22 protein-coding genes are annotated in these 22,682 nt (G+C 73.1%); 2 read left to right on the top strand and 20 right to left on the bottom strand.

Annotation, left to right across the window (positions count from 1 at the left end; all coding sequences use genetic code 11):
* Positions 1-425 precede the first annotated feature (425 nt).
* The 10 genes from tyrS to argC form a co-directional block, all read right to left on the bottom strand.
* A complete protein-coding gene (tyrS, locus tag ACYVJE_RS08470) occupies positions 426-1,700 on the bottom strand; it encodes a tyrosine--tRNA ligase (RefSeq protein ID WP_461144024.1) in 1,275 nt (424 codons plus the stop codon).
* 32 nt (positions 1,701-1,732) lie between these two features.
* On the bottom strand, positions 1,733-2,350 hold the full coding sequence (locus ACYVJE_RS08465) for a DNA-3-methyladenine glycosylase (protein ID WP_461144037.1): 618 nt from the start codon (positions 2,348-2,350) through the stop codon (positions 1,733-1,735).
* A 51-nt stretch (positions 2,351-2,401) separates the two neighbouring features.
* A complete protein-coding gene (gene argH / locus ACYVJE_RS08460; protein WP_461144036.1) occupies positions 2,402-3,754 on the bottom strand; it encodes an argininosuccinate lyase in 1,353 nt (450 codons plus the stop codon).
* 209 nt (positions 3,755-3,963) lie between these two features.
* A complete protein-coding gene (locus ACYVJE_RS08455; protein ID WP_461144023.1) occupies positions 3,964-5,157 on the bottom strand; it encodes an argininosuccinate synthase in 1,194 nt (397 codons plus the stop codon).
* On the bottom strand, positions 5,150-5,689 hold the full coding sequence (locus ACYVJE_RS08450) for an arginine repressor (protein WP_459155946.1): 540 nt from the start codon (positions 5,687-5,689) through the stop codon (positions 5,150-5,152). The genes ACYVJE_RS08455 and ACYVJE_RS08450 overlap by 8 nt, the downstream gene beginning before the upstream one ends.
* A complete protein-coding gene (gene argF / locus ACYVJE_RS08445) occupies positions 5,689-6,612 on the bottom strand; it encodes an ornithine carbamoyltransferase (protein ID WP_459160009.1) in 924 nt (307 codons plus the stop codon). Before argF ends, ACYVJE_RS08450 begins: the two co-directional genes overlap by 1 nt.
* Complete coding sequence (locus ACYVJE_RS08440) at positions 6,609-7,799, bottom strand: acetylornithine transaminase (RefSeq protein ID WP_459155947.1); 1,191 nt, start codon at positions 7,797-7,799, stop codon at positions 6,609-6,611. Before ACYVJE_RS08440 ends, argF begins: the two co-directional genes overlap by 4 nt.
* On the bottom strand, positions 7,796-8,710 hold the full coding sequence (gene argB / locus ACYVJE_RS08435) for an acetylglutamate kinase (RefSeq protein ID WP_459155948.1): 915 nt from the start codon (positions 8,708-8,710) through the stop codon (positions 7,796-7,798). The genes ACYVJE_RS08440 and argB overlap by 4 nt, the downstream gene beginning before the upstream one ends.
* Positions 8,707-9,867: a bifunctional glutamate N-acetyltransferase/amino-acid acetyltransferase ArgJ gene (gene argJ, locus ACYVJE_RS08430; RefSeq protein ID WP_461144022.1), complete on the bottom strand. Its 1,161-nt coding sequence runs from the start codon at positions 9,865-9,867 to the stop codon at positions 8,707-8,709. The genes argB and argJ overlap by 4 nt, the downstream gene beginning before the upstream one ends.
* A gap of 26 nt (positions 9,868-9,893) precedes the next feature.
* Entirely contained in the window at positions 9,894-10,922 is a 1,029-nt protein-coding gene (gene argC / locus ACYVJE_RS08425) for an N-acetyl-gamma-glutamyl-phosphate reductase (RefSeq protein ID WP_461144021.1), read from the bottom strand.
* 266 nt (positions 10,923-11,188) lie between these two features.
* Here argC and ACYVJE_RS08420 point away from each other — a divergent pair, with 266 nt between their 5' ends.
* Entirely contained in the window at positions 11,189-11,734 is a 546-nt protein-coding gene (locus ACYVJE_RS08420; RefSeq protein WP_461144020.1) for a GNAT family N-acetyltransferase, read from the top strand.
* A 115-nt stretch (positions 11,735-11,849) separates the two neighbouring features.
* Here ACYVJE_RS08420 and pheT read toward each other — a convergent pair whose 3' ends face one another.
* From pheT to infC, 6 genes are all read right to left on the bottom strand, one after another.
* On the bottom strand, positions 11,850-14,339 hold the full coding sequence (gene pheT / locus ACYVJE_RS08415; RefSeq protein WP_461144019.1) for a phenylalanine--tRNA ligase subunit beta: 2,490 nt from the start codon (positions 14,337-14,339) through the stop codon (positions 11,850-11,852).
* Positions 14,340-14,385: 46 nt separating this feature from the next.
* Positions 14,386-15,453 (bottom strand): phenylalanine--tRNA ligase subunit alpha, encoded by a 1,068-nt coding sequence (gene pheS / locus ACYVJE_RS08410; RefSeq protein ID WP_459155953.1) that lies wholly within the window; start codon positions 15,451-15,453, stop codon positions 14,386-14,388.
* A 153-nt stretch (positions 15,454-15,606) separates the two neighbouring features.
* Complete coding sequence (locus ACYVJE_RS08405; protein WP_461144035.1) at positions 15,607-16,410, bottom strand: TrmH family RNA methyltransferase; 804 nt, start codon at positions 16,408-16,410, stop codon at positions 15,607-15,609.
* Positions 16,411-16,451: 41 nt separating this feature from the next.
* Positions 16,452-16,820 carry a 50S ribosomal protein L20 gene (rplT, locus tag ACYVJE_RS08400; RefSeq protein WP_459155954.1) on the bottom strand — a complete coding sequence of 123 codons (369 nt, stop codon included), beginning with the start codon at positions 16,818-16,820 and terminating at the stop codon, positions 16,452-16,454.
* Positions 16,821-16,941: 121 nt separating this feature from the next.
* The gene (gene rpmI, locus ACYVJE_RS08395; protein ID WP_459155955.1) at positions 16,942-17,136 is read right to left on the bottom strand and encodes a 50S ribosomal protein L35; all 195 of its coding nucleotides are present in this window, start codon (positions 17,134-17,136) and stop codon (positions 16,942-16,944) included.
* Between the two features lie 121 nt (positions 17,137-17,257).
* On the bottom strand, positions 17,258-17,830 hold the full coding sequence (infC, locus tag ACYVJE_RS08390; protein ID WP_459155956.1) for a translation initiation factor IF-3: 573 nt from the start codon (positions 17,828-17,830) through the stop codon (positions 17,258-17,260).
* A gap of 266 nt (positions 17,831-18,096) precedes the next feature.
* Here infC and ACYVJE_RS08385 point away from each other — a divergent pair, with 266 nt between their 5' ends.
* A complete protein-coding gene (locus tag ACYVJE_RS08385) occupies positions 18,097-18,462 on the top strand; it encodes a DUF1844 domain-containing protein (protein WP_459160011.1) in 366 nt (121 codons plus the stop codon).
* A 131-nt stretch (positions 18,463-18,593) separates the two neighbouring features.
* Here ACYVJE_RS08385 and ACYVJE_RS08380 read toward each other — a convergent pair whose 3' ends face one another.
* The 4 genes from ACYVJE_RS08380 to ACYVJE_RS08365 are packed head-to-tail and all read right to left on the bottom strand — an operon-like array spanning position 18,594 to position 22,559.
* Positions 18,594-19,412: an ABC transporter permease gene (locus tag ACYVJE_RS08380; protein ID WP_459155957.1), complete on the bottom strand. Its 819-nt coding sequence runs from the start codon at positions 19,410-19,412 to the stop codon at positions 18,594-18,596.
* A complete protein-coding gene (locus tag ACYVJE_RS08375) occupies positions 19,409-20,365 on the bottom strand; it encodes an ABC transporter permease (RefSeq protein ID WP_461144018.1) in 957 nt (318 codons plus the stop codon). Before ACYVJE_RS08375 ends, ACYVJE_RS08380 begins: the two co-directional genes overlap by 4 nt.
* Complete coding sequence (locus ACYVJE_RS08370; protein ID WP_459155959.1) at positions 20,362-21,042, bottom strand: class I SAM-dependent methyltransferase; 681 nt, start codon at positions 21,040-21,042, stop codon at positions 20,362-20,364. Before ACYVJE_RS08370 ends, ACYVJE_RS08375 begins: the two co-directional genes overlap by 4 nt.
* Positions 21,039-22,559, bottom strand: a complete 1,521-nt coding sequence (locus tag ACYVJE_RS08365; RefSeq protein ID WP_461144017.1) for an ABC transporter substrate-binding protein — start codon at positions 22,557-22,559, stop codon at positions 21,039-21,041. The genes ACYVJE_RS08370 and ACYVJE_RS08365 overlap by 4 nt, the downstream gene beginning before the upstream one ends.
* Positions 22,560-22,682 lie beyond the last annotated feature (123 nt).

Below are 22,682 nucleotides of genomic sequence, written 5' to 3'. Positions count from 1 at the left end.
CACGCGTCATTCAACAAGCATCCGCTGTCGAGTTCTCAAAGAACACACCACCGAACCGGCGGCATCTCCCGAGCAAAAACCCTAGCACCCGCCAACCACCCCCCACACCCGGGGGGTCGCCCGCACCAGCAGACCCCACAACCCCACCAGCACCAGCACCACACGCACTACCACCAGCAGAACCACGGGCCCACGACACACGACGGCCACGCCACGATTTTCGCCCATCTCAAAGACCACCCGACAACTCCGGACCAACCCCACAAGCCCCTCGAAAACCGAAGGAAACTCCCGAAATCAGCCCGCTCCGTCGCCGGCACAAAACAATTTACACGAGCCCGATACCGCCGTCAAACAGCGGGGACCAACCCCCGAAAGGACTGCGAAACGCCTGCTCAGCGCCACCTTTCGGGGCTACCCGGAGCCTAGTACACGACCTTGGCGCCCGCAGTGTGACGCTTGCCACGGCGCACCACGAGCCAGTTCCCCGGAAGCAGGTCGTCCTTGACCGGTGTCCACGTGTCCGCACCGATCTTGCGGTTGTTCACGTACGCGCCGCCCTCGTTGACGGTGCGCCGCGCCGCCGACTTGCCCTGCGCCAGGCCCGTCTCCACGAGCAGGTCCACGATGCTCGGCTCGTCCGCGAGCCGCACCTGCGCCGTCGGCGCCTCCGCCATCGCCGCCTCGAGCGTGGCCTCGTCCAACTCGCCCAGCTCGCCCCTGCCGAACAACGCCTGGCTGGCCGCGACGACCTTGCGGGTCTGCTCCGGCCCGTGCACGAGGGTCGTCAACTCCTCGGCGAGCTTGCGCTGCCCCGCCCGCAGCTGCGGACGTTCGGCCGTGGTCCGCTCCAGCTCCTCGATCTCCTCGCGGTCGAGGAAGGTGAACAGTCGCAGGAACGTTCCCACGTCGGCGTCCGCGGTGTTCACGAAGTACTGGTACCAGGCGTACGGACTGGTCATCGACGGGTCCAGCCAGAGGTTGCCGCCGCCGGTGGACTTGCCGATCTTGCGTCCCTCCGAATCGGTCACCAGCGGTGAGGTCAGCGCGTGCGCCTGCTCACCGTCCTGCCGGCGCACCAGGTCGACGCCGGCGATGATGTTGCCCCACTGGTCCGAACCGCCCACCTGGAGCTTCGTGCCGTAACGCCGGTGCAGCTGCACGAAGTCGTTGGCCTGCAGCAGCATGTAGCTGAACTCGGTGTAGGACATGCCGTCGGTTTCCAGGCGCCGCTTGACGGTGTCCCGGGACAGCATCGTGTTCACCGAGAAGTACTTGCCCACGTCGCGGAGGAACGCGGTCACCGGCAGCTCGGCCGTCCAGTGCGCGTTGTTCTCCATGACCGCGCCGGTCGGCGAGTCGTCGAACTCCACGAACTGCGCCAGCTGGCGGCGGATGCGCTCGGTCCACTCGGCGATCGTGTCCTCGTCGTGCAGGTTGCGCTCGCCCACGTCGCGCGGATCGCCGATCAACCCGGTCGCGCCGCCGGCGAGGACGACCGGGCGGTGCCCCGCTCGCTGGAACCTGCTCAGCATCAGCATCGGCACCAGGTGGCCCGCGTGCAGGCTCGGCCCGGTCGGGTCGAAGCCGGAGTAGAGAGTGAGCGGGCCGGCGGAGAGGTCCCGCCGCAGAGCGTCGAGTTCGGTGGACTGCGCGATCAGACCGCGCCAGGACAGTTCGTCAAGGATGTGCTCACTCACGGGCACCAGTCTGGCGCACCGCACCACCGGTTTTACGCCCGGGCCCGCGCCCCGCTGCGCCGTCCTCCGCGGCGGTAGGAGCTCACCGAGGGGGAGCCGTCCACCCACGAACGCCAGGGCAGGTCCATCGCGGCGGCGACACCCACCCGCGGGCCGCTGCGCACGTCGTCCTCGTCGACCTCGCCGCCGCGGTAGAGGCGGACCGCGGAGTCCGGGCTGGTCAGGTCGACACCGTTGTGCTCGCGGGACACGCCCAGCACCCCGGCCAGCCGAGCGGGGCCGCTGGCCAGGTGCCTGTCCTTGCGCACCGCGGGGCGGCGCGTGCGCGCCAGCTCCACACCGGTGGTGACCTCCCCGGCGCGCAGCAGCACCGCACCCGGCACGCCGTCGGTCAGGCAGACGACGTTCATGCAGAAGTGCATCCCGTACACGAAGTACACGTACAGGTTCCCGGCGGGGCCGAACATCACGGCGTTGCGCTCCGTGCGGCCGCGGTAGCAATGCGAAGCGGGATCGTCCTGACCGCGGTACGCCTCGACTTCGACGAGGCGCACGCCGACCTCGCCCTCCGGGCCGGACGAGCGCAGCTCGCACCCGAGCATCCGCCGCGCCACCCACAGGGGGTCGTCGGCGAGTTCCTCGCTGTTCACCTGATGCACGACCGGCACACTACCGCTCCGGGACCGCGGTCCTCGCAGGCCTCACTCGCCCAACCACGCGCGGTGCTGCCGCACCGCCTCCGCGACCCGCTCGCGCTGCTCGGCGACCCGGTCCGGCGCGGTGCCCCCGCGGGCGTTCCGGGAGGCGACCGAGCCGGCCACCGTGAGCACCTCCCGGACCTCCGGGGTGAGCGCGGGGTGCGCGGCGGCGAGCTCGGCGTCGCTGAGCTCGTCCAGCCCCGCCCCCCGGGCCTCGGCGGTCCGCACGCACGCACCGGAGGCCTCGTGCGCCTCGCGGAACGGCACGCCGCGGCGGACCAGCCATTCGGCCAGGTCGGTGGCGAGCGTGAAACCGGCCGGAGCGAGCTCGGCCATCCGCCCGGTGTGGAACGTCACCGTGCGCATCATCCCGGCGAAGGCGGGCAGCAGCAGGTCCAGGTGCGCGACCGAGTCGAACACCGGCTCCTTGTCCTCCTGCAGATCCCGGTTGTAGGCCAGCGGCAGCGCCTTGAACGTGCTCAGCAGGCTCGTCAGGTTGCCGATGAGCCGCCCCGACTTGCCGCGGGCCAGCTCGGCCACGTCCGGGTTCTTCTTCTGCGGCATGATCGAGCTGCCGGTGGCCCAGGCGTCGTCCAGCGTGACGTAGCCGAACTCGGCCGTGTTCCACAGGACGACCTCCTCGGCCAGCCGGGAGAGGTCCGTGCCCAGCATCGCCAGGACGAACGCGGCCTCGGCGGCGAAATCGCGCGCGGACGTGCCGTCGATCGAGTTGTCCACGGCGTCGGTGAAGCCGAGCTCCTCCGCGACCGCGCGGGGGTCGAGGCCGAGCGAGGAGCCGGCGAGCGCCCCGGAGCCGTACGGCGAGTACGCCGTCCGCTCGTCCCAGTCGCGGAAGCGGCTCACGTCCCGCAGCAGCGCTTGGGCGTGGGCGAGCAGGTGGTGCGCCAGCAGCACCGGCTGCGCGTGCTGCAGGTGGGTGCGTCCCGGCAGCACCGCGTCCGGGTGCTGCTCGGCCTGCGCGAGGAGGGCGTCGACGACGTCGAGCGCGCCCGCTGTCACGCGGCGGACCGCCGCGCGCAGCCACATCCGGAACTGGGCGGCGACCTGGTCGTTGCGGGAACGTCCCGCGCGCAGCTTGCCGCCGAGCTCCGCGCCGACGCGTTCGATGAGGCCCCGCTCCAGGGCGGTGTGCACGTCCTCGTCGGCGACGACCGGCTGGAACCGCCCGGACTCGACGTCGGCGGCCAGCTGGTCCAGGCCCGCGTGCATCCGCTCCAGCTCGTCCGCGTCGAGCAGACCGGCCCGGTGCAGCACGCGGGCGTGCGCCCGCGATCCGGCGATGTCGTACGGCGCGAGGCGCCAGTCGAAGTGCGTGGACGCGCTCAGCTGGGCCATGGCCTCGGCCGGGCCGGATTCGAACCGGCCGCCCCAGAGCTTGGTGGGTTCGCTGTCCTGGGTGGTCACGCGGGTTCCTCGATGTGGTCGGTGGTTCGTGCGGCGCCCCTCCGGACGCGGTGCGCCGGGCCGCGACGGCCGTCGTGCGAACGTCGCGGTCCCGGCGGGACCCGGGCTCGGCTGGACCCGGAGATCAGCGTGCTCCGGGCTCAGCCCTGGTCGCGCTTGGCGGCGATCTTGCTCGGCAGGCCCCACAGCTGGACGAAGCCCTTGGCCTGGCTCTGGTCGAAGGTGTCGCCCTCGTCGTAGGTGGCCAGGTTGAAGTCGTACAGCGAGCGGTCGCTGCTGCGGCCGGTGACGACGGCCCGCCCGGCGTGCAGCGTCATCCGGACCTGGCCGCTGACGTGCTGCTGGGTGTCCTCGACGAACGCGTCGAGGGAGCGCTTCAGCGGGGAGAACCACAGGCCGTCGTAGACCAGCTCGCCCCACCGCTGGGCGACGGTGCGCTTGAACCGCGCCTGGTCGCGCTCGAGCGTGACGTCCTCCAGCTCCTGGTGCGCGGTGATCAGCGCGAGCGCGCCGGGAGCTTCGTAGATCTCGCGGCTCTTGATGCCGACCAGCCGGTCCTCGACCATGTCGAGGCGGCCGACGCCCTGCGCGCCCGCGCGCCGGTTGAGCTCCTGCACGGCCTGCAGGGCGGTGACGGTCTCGCCGTCGAGGGCCACGGGCACGCCCCGGTCGAAGGTGATGACCACCTCGTCGGGATCGCGCGGCTGGCCCGGATCGGCGGTGTAGGAGTAGACGTCCTCGACCGGGGCGTTCCAGATGTCCTCGAGGAAGCCCGTCTCCACCGCGCGGCCCCACACGTTCTGGTCGACCGAGTACGGCGAGGACTTGGTCACGTCGATCGGCAGGTCGCGCTGCTCGGCCCAGGCGATGGCCTTCTCCCGGGTCCAGGCGAAGTCGCGCACCGGCGCGATGACCTTCAGGTCGGGGGCGAGCGCGCCGATGCCGACCTCGAAGCGGACCTGGTCGTTGCCCTTGCCGGTGCAGCCGTGCGCAACGGTGTTCGCACCGACCCCGGCGGCCGCGTCGGCCAGGTGCTTGACGATCAGCGGCCGGGACAGCGCCGAGACGAGCGGGTACCGGTCCATGTACAGCGCGTTGGTGCGCAGCGCCGGCAGGCAGTACTGCTCGGCGAACTCGTCGCGCGCGTCGGCGACGACGGCGTCCACCGCGCCGCACTCCAGCGCCCGCTTGCGCACGGTCTCCAGGTCCTCGCCGCCCTGGCCGACGTCCACGGCCACGGCGACGACCTCGGCGCCGGTCTCCTCGGCGATCCAGCCGATGGCCACGGAGGTGTCCAGGCCACCGGAGTAGGCCAGCACTACCCGGTCAGTCATTGTCGTTCTCCTCGAAGTCAGGTTCGGTTGTGTCGTTTCCCGCCGGCGCGGCGGCTGCGCTGCCGGCGGCCATTGCCGTGAAGCGGTCGGCCAGTTCGAGTCCGGTCAGCGGTTCCCGGGCGGCGACCATGACGGTGTCGTCGCCGGCGATGGAGCCGACCACCTCGGCGAGCGCGGCCCGGTCGATGGCGCTGGCGAGGAACTGCGCCGCCCCGGGGGGAGTGCGCAGCACGGTGACGCTGCCGGATCCGTCCGTGCTGACGAGCAGTTCGCTCAGCAGCCGGCTCAGCCGGGAGGTCCCGCCCTGGACGGCCCGCACGGGACTGCCGTCCTCGGGGATCACGTACACCGCCGTTCCCCCGTCCGCGCCGCGGAGCTTCACCGCGCCGAGCTCGTCGAGGTCCCGGGACAACGTGGCCTGGGTGACCTCGATCCCGTCCTCGGCCAGGAGCGTGGCCAGTTCGGTCTGGCTGCGGATCTCCCGCGAGCTGACCAGGTCCACGATCCGCGCCTGTCGTGCCGCCCGTGTCATCACTGCCGTCGCACCATCCAGGCCAACAGCGCTTTCTGCGCGTGCAGCCGGTTCTCGGCCTCGTCGAACACGGCGCTCTGCGGGCCGTCGAGCACCTCGTCGGTGACCTCCCACCCGCGGTGGGCGGGCAGGCAGTGCAGCACGCTCGTGTCGCTCCTGCCGGTGGCGGCCAGCAGGTCGGTGTTGACCTGGAACGGCCGGAACGGGCTGACGCGGTCCTTGCCGTCGTTCTCCTGCCCCATGGACGTCCAGCTGTCGGTGCTGAGCACGTCGGCACCGTCCACGGCGGCGCGCGGGTCGTGCACCACGGTGATCGACCCGCCGGTCTCCGCGGCGCGCTTGCGCACCGCGGTGAGCACCCAGTCGAGGGGTTCGAACCCCTCCGGGGCGGCGATGCGGACGTGCATGCCCGCGGTCACCCCGCCCAGCGCCAGCGAGTGCGCCATGTTGTTGGCCCCGTCGCCGAGGTAGGTCAGGGTCAGCCCGGCCAGCGCGCCGTGCCGCTCCCGGACGGTCTGCAGGTCGGCGAGCACCTGGCAGGGGTGGAACTCGTCGGTGAGCGCGTTGATCACCGGTGCGGTGCTGGCCGAGGCCATCGCGTTGATGCGGGCCTGGGCGAACGTGCGCCAGACGACGGCGTCGACGTAGCGCGCCAGCACGCGGGAGGTGTCCTCGATGGTCTCCTCCCTGCCGAGCTGCATCATCCTGCCGTCGACCATGACGGGGTGCCCGCCGAGCTGCGCGATGCCGACCTCGAAGGACAACCGGGTGCGCGTCGAGTTCTTCTCGAACAGCACGGCCACGGTGCGGGGGCCTGCGAGGTCGTCGCCCCGGGGAGAGCGCTTGAAGCCGTCGGCGAGGTCGAGGACCTCGGCCTGCTCCTGCGGGGTCAGGTCGTCGTCGCGGAGAAAGTGCCGCATCAGCCGTGCACCTCCAGTTTGTCCAGGATGGCGGGAAGGTCGCTGAGCAGCGCGTCCACCTGGGACTCGTCGATGATCAGCGGTGGGGCCAGCCGCACCACGTCCGGCTGCACCCCGTTGATCAGGTAGCCGGCCGCGCGCGCGGTGTCCACGGCCTGCGCGGCCGCGGACTCGTGCAGCCCGATGCCGACGAGGAGCCCGGCCCCGCGGATCTCGCGCACGAGCGGGTGCCCGAGCTCGCGGATCCCGTCGCGCAGCTGCCGGCCCCTCTCGCGCACGTGGGCCAGCAGCTCGTCGCGCTCGATCGTGTCGAGCACGGCCAGCGCCGCCCGCGCGGCGACGGGGTTGCCCCCGAACGTCGTGGCGTGCTGGCCGGGCCGCAGCAGTTCCGCGGCGCGCCCGACGCCGATGCAGGCGGCCATCGGCAGGCCGCCGCCGAGCCCCTTGGCCGTGGTGATCACGTCCGGGGTGATGCCGGCGTCCTGGAAGGCGAACCACGCGCCGGTGCGGCCGATGCCGGTCTGCACCTCGTCGAGCACGAGCAGCGCGCCGTGCCGCTCGGTGATCTCGCGAGCGCGGCGCAGGTAGTCCTCCGGCGGGACGACGACGCCGTTCTCCCCCTGCACGGGTTCGAGGAACACGGCCGCCGTGCTGTCGTCCACGGCGGACTCGAGCACTTCGGCGTCGCCGTAGTCGACGTGCTCCACACCGCCGGGCAGCGGCGCGAACGGCGCCTGCTTGGCGGGCTGTCCGGTCAGCGCGAGCGCACCCATGGTGCGTCCGTGGAAACCTCCGTTGGTGGCGATGATCTTGGTGCGCCCCGTCAGGCGGGCGATCTTGAACGCGGCCTCGTTGGCCTCCCCGCCGGAGTTGCAGAACATCACGCGGCCGCTCCCGGACAGGCCGGCGACCTCCAGCAGGCGCTCGGCCAGGCGCAGGCCGGGCTCGTGGGCGTAGAGGTTCGACACGTGGCCGAGCTGCCCGATCTGGTCGGTCACCGCCTCGCGCACGGCCGGGTGGGCGTGCCCCAGCACGTTGACCGCGATGCCGCTGAGCAGATCGAGGTACTCCGCGCCGTCGGCGTCGGTGACCACGCACCCCGAGCCGCCCGTCAGCAGCACCCCCGGCGTGCCGTAGTTGTCCATCATGGACCGACCCCAGCGCTGGGTGAAACCGTTGTCGGAAGTCATTCGCCTTCCTCTCCTGAATCGCTGGGCACCACCATGGTGCCGACGCCGGCACTGGTGAACACTTCCAGCAGCACCGAGTGCGCCAGCCGCCCGTCGATCACGTGGGCCCGAGGCACGCCCCCCCGCACGGCGCGCAGGCAGGCCTCCATCTTGGGCACCATCCCGGAGTTCAGCTCCGGCAGCAGCCCCTCCAGGCGCTGCGCGCCGATCTTGGAGATCAGCGAGGAGCGGTCCGGCCAGTCGGTGTAGAGCCCTTCGACGTCGGTGAGCACGACGAGCTTCTCGGCACCGAGCGCGACGGCGAGGGCGCCGGCCGCCGTGTCCGCGTTGACGTTGTGCACCACGCCGTCCGCGTCGGGTGCCACGGTGGAGACCACGGGGATCCGGCCCGCGTTGATCAGGTCCGCCACGGCCGTCGCGTTGACCGTGTCCACGTCGCCGACGAGCCCGACGTCGACCGGTTCGCCGTCGACGACCGCGTTGCGCCGCCGCACGGTGAACAGCCGCGCGTCCTCGCCGGACATGCCCACGGCGTACGGGCCGTGCTGGTTGATGAGCCCGACCAGTTCGCGGCCCACCTGGCCGACGAGGACCATCCGGACGACGTCCATGGTCTCGGGGGTGGTGACCCGCAGACCACCGCGGAACTCGCCCTCGATCCCGAGCCGGTCGAGCATCGAGGTGATCTGCGGACCGCCGCCGTGCACGATGACCGGGTGGATCCCGGCCAGGCGCAGGAAGACCATGTCCTCGGCGAAGGCGCGCTTGAGGTCCTCGTCGACCATGGCGTTGCCGCCGTACTTGATGACGACGGTGGTGCCGTGGAAGCGCTGCAGCCACGGCAGCGCTTCCACGAGGACGTTGGCCTTCTCGGTGGCGCTGGCGAGCCGGTCCGATACCTGTTCAGTCATGAGCTGTACGCGCTGTTCTCCTCGACGTAGCCGTGGGAGAGATCCGTGGTCAGGATCGTTGCCCCGCCGTCCGCGAGGTGCAGGTCCACGACGATTTCCACTTCCCGGCCGGACAGGTCCACTTCGGACCGGTCTGCGGCTCGCGCGCCGCCGGTGAACAGCGTCACCCCGTTGACGGCGATGGAGGCCCGGTCCGCGTCGACCTCCGCTTCGGCCCGGCCGAGCGCCATGGCGATCCGGCCCCAGTTCGGGTCCGAACCGAACAGCGCCGTTTTCACCAGGTTGTCCTCGGCGATCGTGCGCCCGATGCGTTCCGCCTCGGCGGTGCTGGTGGCGCCGCGCACGACGATGTCGACGGTCTTCGTCACGCCCTCGGCGTCGCCCTGCAGCTGGCGCACGAGGTCGTGGGAGGTGGTGGTGAGCAGCTCGGTCAGCTCCTGCTCGGTGGGCTCCGCGCCGGAAGCCCCCGAGGCGAGCACGAGGACCGTGTCGTTGGTCGAGGTGCCGCCGTCGACGTCGAGCCGGTCGAACGTGGCACCGGTCGCCGCGCGCAGCGCGCGGTCGAGCACCGCGGGATCGGCGACGGCGTCGGTGGTCAGCACGCCGAGCATGGTGGCCATGTTCGGCGCGAGCATGCCCGCGCCCTTGGCGAACCCGCCGACGGACCAGCCCGCGGAGTGCGCGTGGTGCGCCTGCTTCGGCCCGGTGTCGGTGGTCAGCACGGCGGTGGCCGCGGCCCGGTCCGTCCCCGCACCGCGCGCCAGATCGGCGACCGCCTTGTCCACGCCGGACAGCACCGCCTCCCGCGGAAGGGGTTCGCCGATGAGACCGGTGGAGCAGACGGCGACCTCGATCGCGCCCGCGCCGAGCACATCGGCGACCTTCTCCGCGGTGGCGTGGGCGTCCTGGAAGCCGCGCGGGCCGGTGGCCGCGTTCGCGCAGCCCGAGTTGAGCACCACGGCCCGCAGCGCGCGCTGCTCGAGGACCTGCTGGGACCACAGCACCGGGGCTGCCTTGACCCGGTTGGTGGTGAACACGCCCGCGGCCTGCTGGCGCGGGCCGTCGTTGACCACGAGGGCCAGGTCCAGCGCGCCACCGCTCTTGATGCCCGCGGGCACTCCGGCCGCGCGGAACCCCTGCGGGGCCGTCACGCTCATCGTCGCTCCTGTCTGCTGCGCGCTCGTCACGGGGCCACCCCGGTGGCGGGCAGGCCGGTGGTCTCGGGCAGGCCGAGCGCGAGGTTCATGCACTGCACGCCTGCTCCGGCGGTTCCCTTCGTGAGGTTGTCCTCGGCTCCGACGACCACGAGGCGGTCCGCGTCCGGGTCGACGGCCAGTTGCAGGTGCACCGTGTTGGCCCCGAGCGTGGCGGCGGTCTGCGGCCACGCGCCCTCGTCGAGCAGGTGCACGAACGGCTCGGCGCCGTAGGCGTCGCGGTAGACCTCGCGCACCCCCGCAGCGTCCGCCCCGGAGCGCAGCGGCGCGGTGCAGGTGGCGAGGATCCCGCGGGACATGGGGGCCAGCACGGGGGTGAACGACACCCGCACGTGCTCGCCGGCCGCCGCGGAGAGGTTCTGCACGAACTCAGGGGTGTGCCGGTGGGCCCCGCCCACGCCGTAGGCGCTGGCCGAGCCCATCACCTCGGCCGACAGCAGGTGCGGTTTCAGCGCCCTGCCCGCACCCGACGTGCCGGTGGCGGCGACGACGACCACGTCCGGTTCGACGAGGCCCGCCGCGAACGCCGGTGCCAGCGCCAACGAGGACACGGTCGGGAAGCACCCGGGCACGGCGATCCGCGTGGCCCGGGTGAGCGGGTCGCGCCCGCCGGGCAGCTCGGGGATGCCGTAGGGCCAGCTGCCCGCGTGCTCCCCGCCGTACCAGCGCTGCCAGTCGGTCTCGTCGGCGAGCCGGTGGTCGGCGCCGCAGTCGATGACGACCGCGTCCGCCTCGAGCTCGGCCGCCAGCGCGGCGGAGTGGCCGTGCGGCAGCGCGAGGAACACGACGTCGTGGCCGCGCAGCTCTTCCGCGCTCGTCCCGGTCAGCCGGCGCTCGGCCAGCGGTGTCAGCTGCGGGTGGTGCTGCGCGAGGCCGCTGCCCGCGCTCTCGCCCGCGGTCAGGGCGCCGATCTCCACCTGCGGGTGCGCCAGCAGCAGTCGCAGCAGCTCCCCGCCGACGTAACCGCTCGCACCGGCCACGGCCACTCGAATCGCCATGCGGATAATTATGCATGTAGATGCAAAGTTAATCAAGCAGGCCCGCAGTGCGGGAGGGTGGACTCACAGCGCGCACCAGCAGCGGCGCGCCGGGAACCTCCCGCACCGCTCCCCCGCTCGATCGTGGCGGGGCCCGCACGGCATCATCAACGATGATGCCGATGCCCCCGGAGCGGTCCGCGGCGCGGACCACGCCCACGCCGCCTCCCCGCGGCCGGCACGCGTCCCCGCAGCCCGCCTCCTCCGGGACGGCTCCACGTGATTCCATGACGATCACGCAGCCGAGCTGGGTCGGTCGACGAGTGCAGCTGCGCGTGATCAGTCCCGACGACCGGCAGACGTTGGTGCGCTTCGACCGCGAAGCGGCCCGCGGCGGCGGCAGCAAGGCGGGATACCGGCACTGGGCCGCGCACCGCGCCGCCTCCGGAACCGGCGGCGACGACGTCCGGCTGGCGATCGAGACCCGCGCCGAACGGCAGCTCGTCGGATCCCTGTGCACCACGCCGACCCAGCCGCAGGCCCGGCGGTTCAGCTACGGCATCGGCATCGGCGCGGCCCACCAGCGCCGCGGCTACGCGACCGACGCGCTGGACGTGCTGCTGGCGTTCATGTTCGCCGAGCGCGACTACCACCTGTGCGAGGTGGCCATCTACGCCGACAACCACTCCTCGCTGCACCTGCACCGCAAACTCGGGTTCCGCGAGGTCGGCCGCGGCCGCGACACCGAGCACCCGATCCAACCGGCCCCGTGCCTGGTGCGCATGACGCTGGAGCCCTCCGAGTTCCTCGCCGCGCACCGGCAGCGCTACTAGCGTCCGCGCCCCGCGGCCGGCGCGGGACGCGGACCCGCGCACCGCGGAGCGGACGCGCACCTCCTCCGCGGGAGCGGCCGATCCCCGCCGCGGGTGAGGACCGGCCGCCGGTGCGTCAGCCGCGGAGAACGGCCCCGAAGCGGTCCGCGGCCGCGGCGACCGCCGCGTCCCGGGCCCGCGTGGCCTCCTCCTGCTTGAGGGTGCGGTCCCCGGCCCGGAACCGCAGGGCCAGCGCCAGCGACTTCTTCCCCTCGCCGACCTGCTGGCCGGTGTAGACGTCGAAGAGCCGCACGTCCTCCAGCAGCTCGCCGCCGCCGGCGCGGACGGTCTCGACCAGGTCACCGGCCGGGACGGCGTCGTCGACGACGAGCGCCACGTCGAGCAGCACCGGCGGGTACGCCGAGACCGCCGGCGCCGGCCGCTGCTCGCTCACCGGCAGCGCGTCCAGGTCCACCTCCATCGCGCAGGTGCGCTTGGGCAGCTCCAGCGCCTCCACCACCTTCGGGTGCAGCTCCCCGGCGTGGCCGACGACCGCGCCGCCGACGCGGAGCTCGGCGCACCGTCCCGGGTGCCACGGCGCCAGCTCGCCGGCCGAGACGGAAAGCTCCACCCCGGCCGCGTGCGCGACCCGGTGCGCGGCCGCGACCGCATCGGCCCAGTTCGCGTCCCGGCCGCCGCCCCACCAACCGGCGCGCTCGAGCTTGCCGGACAGGATCGCGCCCACGTGCCGCGGCTGCGCGGGCAGCGAGCCGTGCAGCGCGGACAGTTCCTCCCCCGAAGGGCGGGCGTGCACACCGACGTCGGGGACCTCGGCCAGGTCCGCGGAGGGCTGCACGACCTGTCCGATGTGGAACAGCGCGAGGTCGCGCTGGCCGCGGGAGACGTTGCGCCGCAACGCGTCGACCAGGCCGGTCAGCAGCGTCGTCGACAGCCGCGCGTGCTCGGCCTCCAGCGGGTTCTGCAGCGACAGCGTGCGCCGCCGCGGGTCGTCCTCGTCGAGGCCGAGCGCGTCGAGCACCTCGTCGCCGGTGAACGGGAACGGCAGCACCTCGACGTAGCCGTCGGCGGCCAGGCCGCGCGAGACGGCCCGCTCGCGGCGCTGCTCCTCGGTCAGCCCGCGTCCCGCGGGCGCCGAGGGCAGCACCGAGGGCACCGTGTGGTAACCCTCCAGGCGCAGGACCTCCTCGACGAGGTCGGCCGGCTGCTGCAGGTCGGGCCGCCAGCTCGGCGGAGTCGCCGTCACCAGGCCGACGCCCTCGTCCGAGGTGCTCACCTCGATGGCGCAGCCGACCTGCGTCAGGCGCCGCGCCGTCACGCCGCGCCCGTAGGAGACGCCGGCGATCCGGTCCGGCAGCCCCAGCGGCATGGTCACCGGTGCGGGCAACCGCGGTTCGCCGACATCGGTGCGTTCCGGAACGATCGTGCCCTCGCCGTAGCGGACGAGCAGCTGCGCGGCGAGCTCCGCGGCGACCGGGGGCAGCGCCGGGTCGGCGGAGCGCTCGAAGCGCTTGCCCGCCTCGCTGGGCAGCTTGTGCCGGCGCATCACCCGGGCGATGCTCGCCGGGTCCCAGGTGGCGGCTTCCAGCAGCACGTCGTGCGAGTCGTGGCTGATCTCGGTGGAGGCGCCGCCCATCACGCCGGCCAGCGACACCGGGCCGGTGTCGTCGCAGATGACCACGTCGTCCGGGTCGAGGTCCCGGGCGATCCCGTCCAGCGTGGTCAACTCCTCGCCGGGTTCCGCGCGCCGCACCTGCACCTCGCCGGACAGCTTGCTCGTGTCCCAGGCGTGCAGCGGCTGCCCGAGCTCCAACATCACGTAGTTGGTGATGTCCACCGCCAGCGAGATCGAGCGGATCCCGGCCAGCGCGAGCCGCCGCCGCATCCACCACGGGGTCGGCGCGGTGGGATCCACGCCCGTGACGCGGCGGAGCACGAACCGCGAGCACGCCGAGGCGTCCGCGATGGACACCGACCGCGAGGAGCGCTCCTCCTCCGGCACCTGGCGCGCGCCCGGGTCCCCGAAGGGCACGTCCAGGGCGTTCGACAGCTCCCGGGCCAGCCCGCGCACCGAGAAGCAGTACCCGCGGTCCGGCGTGATGGACAGCTCGATGACCGTGTCGTTGAGGCCGACGAGCTCGCGCGCGTCCGCGCCCGGGGTGGCGGCCCCCGCGGGCAGCACGAGGATCCCGTCGGCGTCCTCGCCGATGCCCAGCTCGGAGGTGGAGCAGATCATGCCCTCGCTGGTGCGCCCGTAGGTCTTGCGCGCCGAGATCTCGAACTCGCCGGGCAGCACGGCACCGGGCAGCGCGACGACGACGAGGTCGCCCTCGCGGAAGTTCGTCGCACCGCAGACGATGCCGTTCACCTGCGGCTCCCCCTCGGAGGAACCGACCTCCACCCGGCAGTACCGGATGGGCTTCTTGAACTCGGCGAGCTCCTCGACGTCGGTCACGCGCCCCACGACGAGCGGGCCGCGCACCCGCGTCAACGGTGTGACCTCCTCGACCTCCAACCCGATTCGGACGAACGCGTCGGCCAGCTCCTCCGGCGTCGTCTCCTCGGGCAGCTCAAGATGCTCGGCCAACCACGAAACCGGGATCCGCACTTGGGTCAGGCCCTTCTGTCGTCGGTGGGTGTCGTTTCAGGGGTGTTCAGGATTCGATCCCGAACGGCAGGGTGAACCGCACGTCGCCCTCCACCATGTCCCGCATGTCGGGGATCCCGTTGCGGAACTGGAGCGTGCGCTCCAACCCCATGCCGAAGGCGAAGCCGGTGTAGACCTCGGGGTCGAGGCCGCAGGCGCGCAGCACGTTCGGGTTGACCATGCCGCAGCCGCCCCACTCGACCCAGCCGGCGCCGCCGCGCTTCTCCGGGAACCAGACGTCCATCTCGGCGGACGGTTCGGTGAACGGGAAGTAGGAGGGCCGCAGCCGGGTGCTCGCGTCCGCGCCGAACATGCCGCGGGCGAACGCGTCCAACGTGCCCTTCAGGTGGGCCATCGTCAGCCCCTCGTCCACCGCGAGCCCCTCGACCTGGTGGAACACCGGGGTGTGCGTGGAATCGAGCTCGTCGGTGCGGAACGTGCGGCCCGGGCAGACCACGTAGACCGGCAGCTCCCGCTCCAGCAGGGCCCGCACCTGCGCGGGAGAGGTGTGGGTCCGCAGCACGCGCCCGGACCCCTCCGGGGCGACGTAGAACGTGTCCTGCATCGTGCGGGACGGGTGGTCCTTGCCGAAGTTGAGCGCGTCGAAGTTGAACCACTCGTTCTCCAGCTCGGGGCCTTCGGCGACCTCCCAGCCCATCCCGAGGAAGGTGTCCTCGACGCGGTCGATCAGCTGCGTGATCGGGTGCCGGGCGCCCGAGGGCACCCGCTCGACCGGCAGCGTCACGTCGACCGCTTCCTCGGCGAGGACGCGCTCGTCGCGCTCGGCCCGGAGGACCGCCTGCCGCTCGTCGAAGGCGGTCTGGATCCGCTCGCGCGCGTCGTTGACCCGCTTGCCCGCTTCGGCTCGCTCCTCCTTGGACAGCGCGCCGATCGCGCGGCGCGCGGTCAGCAGCGGTGACCGCTCGCCGAGGTGGGCGGGTTTGACCCCGGCCAGCTCGTCGAGGTCGGTGGCGCCGGCGAAGTCCTCCGCCGCACGCGCCACCGCGTTCTCCAAGGTCTCCGGGGACAACGCGGCGCCCCCCGCGGCGTCGTCATGCTCGTTGGCTGCGGACATCGTTCGTGCGTAACTCCCGTTGCTCCGGTTCGGCGCGCCCGTCGGCGCGCGACGTCGCCACCCCTGTAACCCTTCGAGTCTAAGCGACCGGAGGAAGCGGATTCCGCGGTGATCCGCGTTCCGCGTGTTCACCGCGCACCGCTTCCGGCCCAGCTAGCCGCGCCGCAGGGCTCGCGCCGAGGTGTACAGGCACACGGCCGTGGCCGTGGCGAGGTTGAGGCTCTCCGCCCTGCCGTACAGCGGCACGCGGCGCACCGCGTCCAGCTCGGCGGAGACCGCTGCGGGCAGGCCGTGGGCCTCGCCGCCGAGCACCCACGCGGTGGGGGCGTGCCACTCCCCCGCCTCGGCGGCGCTGTCCACGTCCACCTCGGCGGCGCCGTCGGCACCGACCAGGCGCAGCCCCGCCTGCCGGCATTGCGCCAGCACCGCCGCGGTCTCGCGCTCCCGCGCGATCGGCAGGTGGAACAGGCTGCCGGTGGAGGCGCGCACGGCCTTGCCGTTGTACGGATCGACGCAGTCGCCGGCGAACAGCACCGCGTCGGCGCCGACCGCGTCGGCCACGCGGACCACCGTGCCCGCGTTGCCCGGGTCCGCGATGTCCACGAGAACCGCCACGAGGGTGGGAGCACCGGCCAGCGCCGCGGCGACTCCGCGGTCGGGCAGGGCGCACACCGCCACGACGCCCTGGGGCGTGACGGTCTCGGAGAGGTGCTCCGCGGCGCGGTCCGTGACTTCCCGCACCGGAACGCCGAGCGCGCGGGCCGCCGCGGCCACCTCCTCGTGCCGCGGGTCGGCGGTGCGGAACAGCTCGCGCACCCGCATCTCGCCGGAGTCGTGCGCGGCCAGCGCCTCCCGGACCGCTCGGGCTCCCTCAGCGAGAAAAGCGCCGGCCTTGTTCCGGCCGGCGCGACGCGTGAGCTTCGCGGCCGAGACGACCCGGGACGAGCGCTGGGTCAGCGCCGCCGCCCCGGGTCGGGCCGCGGAAGTGCCCGAGTCGATCAGGACACTCCTTCCGGCAGGTTCTCCCGCGCGACGGTGACCAGCTGGGAGAACGCCTGCGGGTCGTTCACCGCGAGCTCGGCGAGCATCTTGCGGTCGACCTCGACCTCGGCGGCCTTCAGGCCCTGCACGAACCGGTTGTAGGTCATGCCGTGCTGCCGGGTGGCGGCGTTGATGCGGGTGATCCACAGCTTGCGGAACTCACCCTTCCGGGCCCGCCGGTCCCGGTAGTTGTACTGCATGGAGTGGAGCATCTGCTCCTTTGCCTTGCGGTACAGGCGGGAGCGCTGCCCGCGGTACCCCTTGGCCGACTCCAGCGTGCTGCGACGCTTCTTCTTGGCGTTGACCGCCCGTTTGACGCGTGCCACGAGTCCGTCCTGTCACTCTCATCGGGGGCGTGCTCCCGTGGTGCCCGCCGGCACCCGGCTGCCGCCCGAGCGGTTGCTGGATTGCGTGCGAGTGCGCCGAGCGCGCTCGGCGCGGCGGGACTCAGTCCCGCAGCAGGCGCTTGACGCGCTTGACGTCGTTCTTGGCCACCGACTCGGTGCCCTCCAGACGGCGCTTCACCCGGTTGGACTTCTTCTCCAGGATGTGGCGCCGGCCGGCCTGCTCGCGGCGCAGCTTGCCCTTGCCCGTCACGCGGAAACGCTTGGAAGCGCCGCTGTGCGTCTTCTGCTTCGGCATCGTCGTCCTCATTTCGTACTGACGCCGGGCCGGAACGAACCGCCGCCCCGACCCGGCTCCTCGGGTACGAGTCCGGCCTCGGCTCCGCATCCGCGGAGGCACCGCCGCGCGGTGCCCCCGATCAGGAGGCGTTCGCCTTGGCCTTCGCCTTGTTGTTCTTGTGCGGCGCGAGGACCATGATCATGTTCCGACCGTCCTGCTTCGGATTGGCCTCGATGAAGCCCTTGTCGGAGACGTCCTCGGCCAGTCGCTGCAGCAGGCGGAACCCCAGCTCCGGACGCGACTGCTCACGACCGCGGAACATGATCGTCACCTTGACCTTGTGACCCTGACCGAGGAAGCGGGAGACGTGCCCCTTCTTCACCTCGTAGTCGTGCGGGTCGATCTTCGGCCGGAGCTTCTGCTCCTTGATGACGGTCTGCTGCTGGTTACGGCGCGATTCGCGAGCCTTCTGCGCGCTCTCGTACTTGTACTTGCCGTAGTCCATGAGCTTGCAGACCGGCGGGCGCGCCTGCGGGGCGACCTCGACGAGGTCCAGATCCGCTTCTTCGGCAAGCCGCAGAGCGTCCTCGATGCGAACGATCCCGACCTGTTCACCGTTCGGTCCGACCAGGCGGACCTCGGGCACGCGGATGCGGTCATTGATGCGCGTCTCGGGGATGGGGCCTCCTCGGTTCGATGATTGGTGTTTCACTGCTGCACCGTGGCTGACGAGCTCGCCCCGGAAGGTCCCCGACCCCGCCGCAGCGGGAGGCACGGGCGCAGCCTTCCACCGATCGAACCGCGTACGCGACACCGTTCGAACCGCCGACGGCGCGCACCGCCGGCGGAATCGGAACCCGGAGGCCTGCGAGCCGGCCACGACGGGTGGGAGCGAACTCCGCTTTCGCCGCCCCCGGAGCACGGGGGCTGGTAGCACGTGACAGGCTAGCAGGCGTGACCGACAGCCAACCAACCCCCGTGGATCCGAGCGGTTCCTCGGGCCACGATGCCGTCTCCGAGGACAACGTCCGCTCGCTCACAGATGTTCCCAGCATCGAAGTGATCAGCCGCGCCGCGGTGATGCTCATGTCCTCGGCGGCCGAGAAGCTCGGCCTCGCCGACGAGGACCCGGACGCCTCCCCCGAGCGCGACCTCGACGAGGCCCGCCGCCTCATCACCGCGCTGGCCGGGCTGGTCATGTCCTCGGTCGAGTACCTCGGGCCGCACGCCGGGGCGCTGCGCGACGGCCTGCAGACCCTGCAGCGCGCGTTCCGCGAGGCCTCGACCGTTCCCGACGCACCCGGGCAGGGCCCGGGGGAGAAGTACACCGGACCGGTGCACTGACCGCGCACCGACGGGGTTTTCGCTCCGCCCGGCCGGTGGCCGCACCGGCCGGGCGGAGGTGTGCCGGACGGGATCGCTCCGGCCGGCTGCGCGCTCCACCGCGGCAACCAGCCCGCGGAGTCCCCGAGCCGTCAGGCCGCGATCTCGGGGCGGGCGGACCGCCGGAGGTGCGGCCCCGCGGCGGCCGCCCCGCCGCGGCCGGCGAGGCCCGCCAGCAGGACCTGCACGAGCACCAGCGCCACCACCGGCACCAGCAGCAGCCACGGTGCCGTGCCCAGGTGGTTCACCGACTCCGCGAGCATCGCTCCCCACTCCGGGGAAGGCGGCGGCGGTCCGAGCCCGATGAATCCCAGCGCCGCCACCGTGTTGACCAGGGCCGGCAGCCGCAGCACCGCCAGCTCCGCGCTGGCCGGGACCACCCGCGGCAGGATCGACCGCCACCAGATCCGCCCCGTGCCGGCGCCGACGGCGCGGTGCGCCGCGACCCACGGTTCGCTGCGCAGCGCGGTCGTCAGGGCATCGGTGTGCCGGGCGAACGGCAGCCAGGCCACCCCGACGAGCGCCAGCAGCAGCGTGCCCCGGCCCGGTCCGGCGACGAGGCTGGCGACCAGGGCCACCAGCAGCGGCGGCAGCGCGACGGCGACGTCGACGACCGCGCGCACCACGCGTGCACCCCTCCCGGAGGACCACCCCGTGGCGCAGCCGACGAGCACGCCGACCGCGGCGGAGACGACCAGCGCCGCGACCGCCGTTCCCAGCGTCGCCGGGGCCCCGTGCGCCAGCCGGGCCAGCACGTCGCGCCCCAGCTCGTCCGTGCCGAGCGGGAACCGCGCGCTCGGCGGTTGCAGCACCGCACCCATCCGCGTCCGCCACGGGTCGCGCAGCATGCCGGCGGTGGAGCAGAGAGCGAGCAGCGCGGCCAACACCGCCGGTCCGATCCAGCGCCTCATGCCTCGGCCTCCCGGGAACGCGGATCCACCAGCAGGCGCAGCCCGTCGGCGAGCGCGCCCACGGCCAGCGCGATCGCGGCGGCCACGAGCAGCCCTCCCTGGACCACGGGGACGTCCTGGGCCTGCACCGCGTCGACGAGCGTCCAGCCGAGACCGGGGATGTCGAAGACGACTTCGACGGCCGCGGTGCCGGCGATCATGCCCGCCGCGTTGTAGGTCGACACCGACAGGGCGCCGGGCAGCGCGGGGCGCGCCAGGTGCAGCAGGCGCACCCGCCACTCGCCCACCCCGCGGGAGCGCGCGGCGGTGAGGAAGGTGGCTTCGCGCAGCTGCCGGGCGTGCTCCCGCGTCGTCGCCGCCACCGGCGCGGCCAGCGAGGGCACGAGCGAGAGCACCGGCAGGGCCATGGAGGCCGGTCCGCTCCAGCCCGAGCTGGGCAGCAGGTGCCAGGTCACCGCGAACAGGGCGACGAGCAGCGGAGCGAGCGCGAACTCCGGCACCGCGGCCGCCATCCGGCTGCCGATCCGGACCATCCGGTCCACCGCCGACCCCGGGCGGTACCCGGCGACGAGGCCGGCGAGCACGCCGCCGAGCAGCGAGACCGCCAGCGCGGCGCACATGAGGCTCAGCGAGACCGGCAGCGCGCTCCCCAGGATTCCCGCCACCGGCGCACCGGACACCCAGGACGCCCCGAGGTCACCGGTGAGCAGCCCGCCGAGGCGGTGGGCCACGCGCACCGGCAGCGGCTGGTCGAGGCCGAGGTCGGCGCGCAGCGCGGCGAGCACCTGCGGGTCGGGGCTCGCGTCGGAGTAGCGCTGCGCCAGCACGGTGCGCGCCGAGTCCACCCCGGTCAGCTCCGGCAGCAGCATGGCGACGACGGCCACGGCGGCCAGCACGACCGGTGCGACGGCCAGCCGCGTGAGCGCGGCGCCGCGCACCCCGGTATCCGTCACGACTGCGGGGTGCGTGCGCTCAGCAGGAAGAAGCCCGGCGCACTCGGGTACGGCGCGGTGTCGAACAGGTCCGTGCGGTCGGCGATGCCCTCGAAACCGGCCTGCGCGGCGAGCTCCGCGCAGGCCGCGAAGTCCAGTCCGCGGCCGAGCGGCAGCCCGCCGAGCTGCGGTGCGTAGCTGGCCGCGAACCGCTCCTGCACGCTGGGGTCGTTCTCCTCCGCCCGGCCCCAGAGCGCGTCCGTGACCAGCAGCAACCCACCCGGGCGGAGTCGGGTGCGCCAGGACCGCAGGGCCCGGGAGGGCTCCGGCAGCGTCCACAGCACGTTGCGGGTGACCACGGCGTCGAACGGGCCGGAGGGCGGCTCGTCGGCGGTGCCGACGAGCCAAGTCGCCGCCACGCCGTCGGCCGCGGCGTTCTCGCGGGCGACGGCGAGCATCCCGGGCGAGGCGTCCTGGCCGGTCACCCGGTGCCCCTCCGCCGCGAGCAGCCGCGCGAGGAAACCCGTGCCGCAGCCGCTGTCCAGCACCCGGGCGCGCGGGCCAGCCGCTTCGGCGACGAGCGGGGCGATCCGCTCCCGCCACGCGGGGCGGGCGGGGTTCTGCCCCGGCTGCTGGTCGTAGCCGCTCCGGGCCCGCTCGTCCCAGTAGTCCACGATCGTGTCGACGGCGGCGGTCATGAGACGGAGACCTCCTCGGTGAGCAGTTCCTGTTCCAGCGGGTCGGCGGGGAGGCCGCGCACCCCGGCGCGGTGGGCGATCTGGGCCTGTTCGTGGAACAGCGGGATCCCGACCTGGTTCTCGGCGAGGACCGCGTCGGCTTCGCGGAACAGCTCCGCGCGCCGCGCGGGGTCGCTCACCGTGCGCAGGGCCTCGTTGATCCGCTCGAGTTCCGGAGCGCAGAAGTGGTCCAGGTTCAGCGAGCCGTCGCAGGTGAAGTCGCTGCGCAGGTAGCTGCTCGCGTCCGGCGTGTCGACGAGGTAGTTGCGCGAGTACACCAGCCCGTCGAGCTCGCCGGACAGCATCCGCTCCTCGAGCTCGGTGGAGGGCGCCTGCACGATGCGCACGTCGAAGCCGGCCTTCTTCAGCTGGTCGGCGACCGCCGTGGTCACGGCGGGCAGGTCGGGCCTCTCGGGGTAGGTGCCGATCGTCACCGAGGGGCGCTGCTGCCCGGTGGCCTCCGCGAGCATCCGGCGGGCCTGCTGGGGGGCGGCTCCGCCCGGTCGTTCTCCGCTGCTCCAGGGCACGGCGGGGCCGAAGTACCGCTGGGCGGGCACGCCGCGGCCGCGCAGCACGCCGTCGACGAGGGCCGGCCGGTCGACGGCGCGGGCGGCGGCGCGGCGCACGCGCTCGTCGGCGAAGGGCCCGCGCTGCGTGTTGACGTGCAGCGCGGTCGTGCGCGGCAGATCCACGGTGGACTCGCGCAGGTCCGGGTCCGCGGAGACCTCCTCGGCCTGCGAGACGGGCAGCTTGTCGATGACGTCGAACTCGCCGCTGCGCAGACCGTTGAGCCGCGCCGAGGGATCTTCCACGAAGCGCACCTCCGCGCGGTCGAGCTCGGCCTTCGACCCGCGGTACTCGTCGAACCGGCGGAGCTCCACCGATTTCGCGCCGTGCACGGAGGTGATCTCGAAGGGGCCGGTGCCCACGCCGGCACCGACGTCGACCCCGTCGTTGCCCTGGAAGGCCGCGGGGGCGAGGATCGCCGCGTTCGGCCCGCCCAGGCGCAGGGGCAGGATCGGGTCGGGGACCTCGGTGCGCACGACGAGGGTGCGCGGTCCGGCGGCTTCGGCGCCGCTGACGATGCCGCGCATCGTGCGGGGAGGCGTGCTGGCGTGCGCGACGTTGTTCAGCGACCGCGCCGCGGCCTGGGCGGTGAGCGGTTCACCGGAGTGGAAGCGCACTCCCCCGGCGAGCGTGAAGCGCCACTCCCGCTCGCCGCTGCGCTGCCAGGATTCCGCCAGCTCGGGGTGCGCTCGACCGCGCAGGTCGACCTCGGTGAGCGATTCCGTCACGCCCAGCTGCGTGAGCAGGATCGCGTCGTCCGAGGCGGGGGACCACCCGGAGCGCGGCGGGATGCCGATGGCCGCGTGCAGCGCGTTGCCCTCGCCGCCGGCACCGGTGAACCCGCATCCGGCCAGCAGGGCCGTGACGAGCGCCAGCGCCGGCAGCCCGACCCGGCGTCGCAGGCAGTGCAACTGCCACCTCCTTGCAATAACTCGACCCGGGGATTCTGGCACAACACGAGCGGTGCGCGGACGCGAACGCGTGCGTGATCACAGCGGGCGGGAGCGGACGGCCCAATCGGCTGGGCCGGGCGC

The sequence above is a fragment of the Salinifilum aidingensis genome (genome assembly GCF_054782015.1).
The sequence above is the reverse complement of the archived record's forward strand: the minus strand, read 5'-3'. Positions and strand labels throughout refer to the sequence as shown.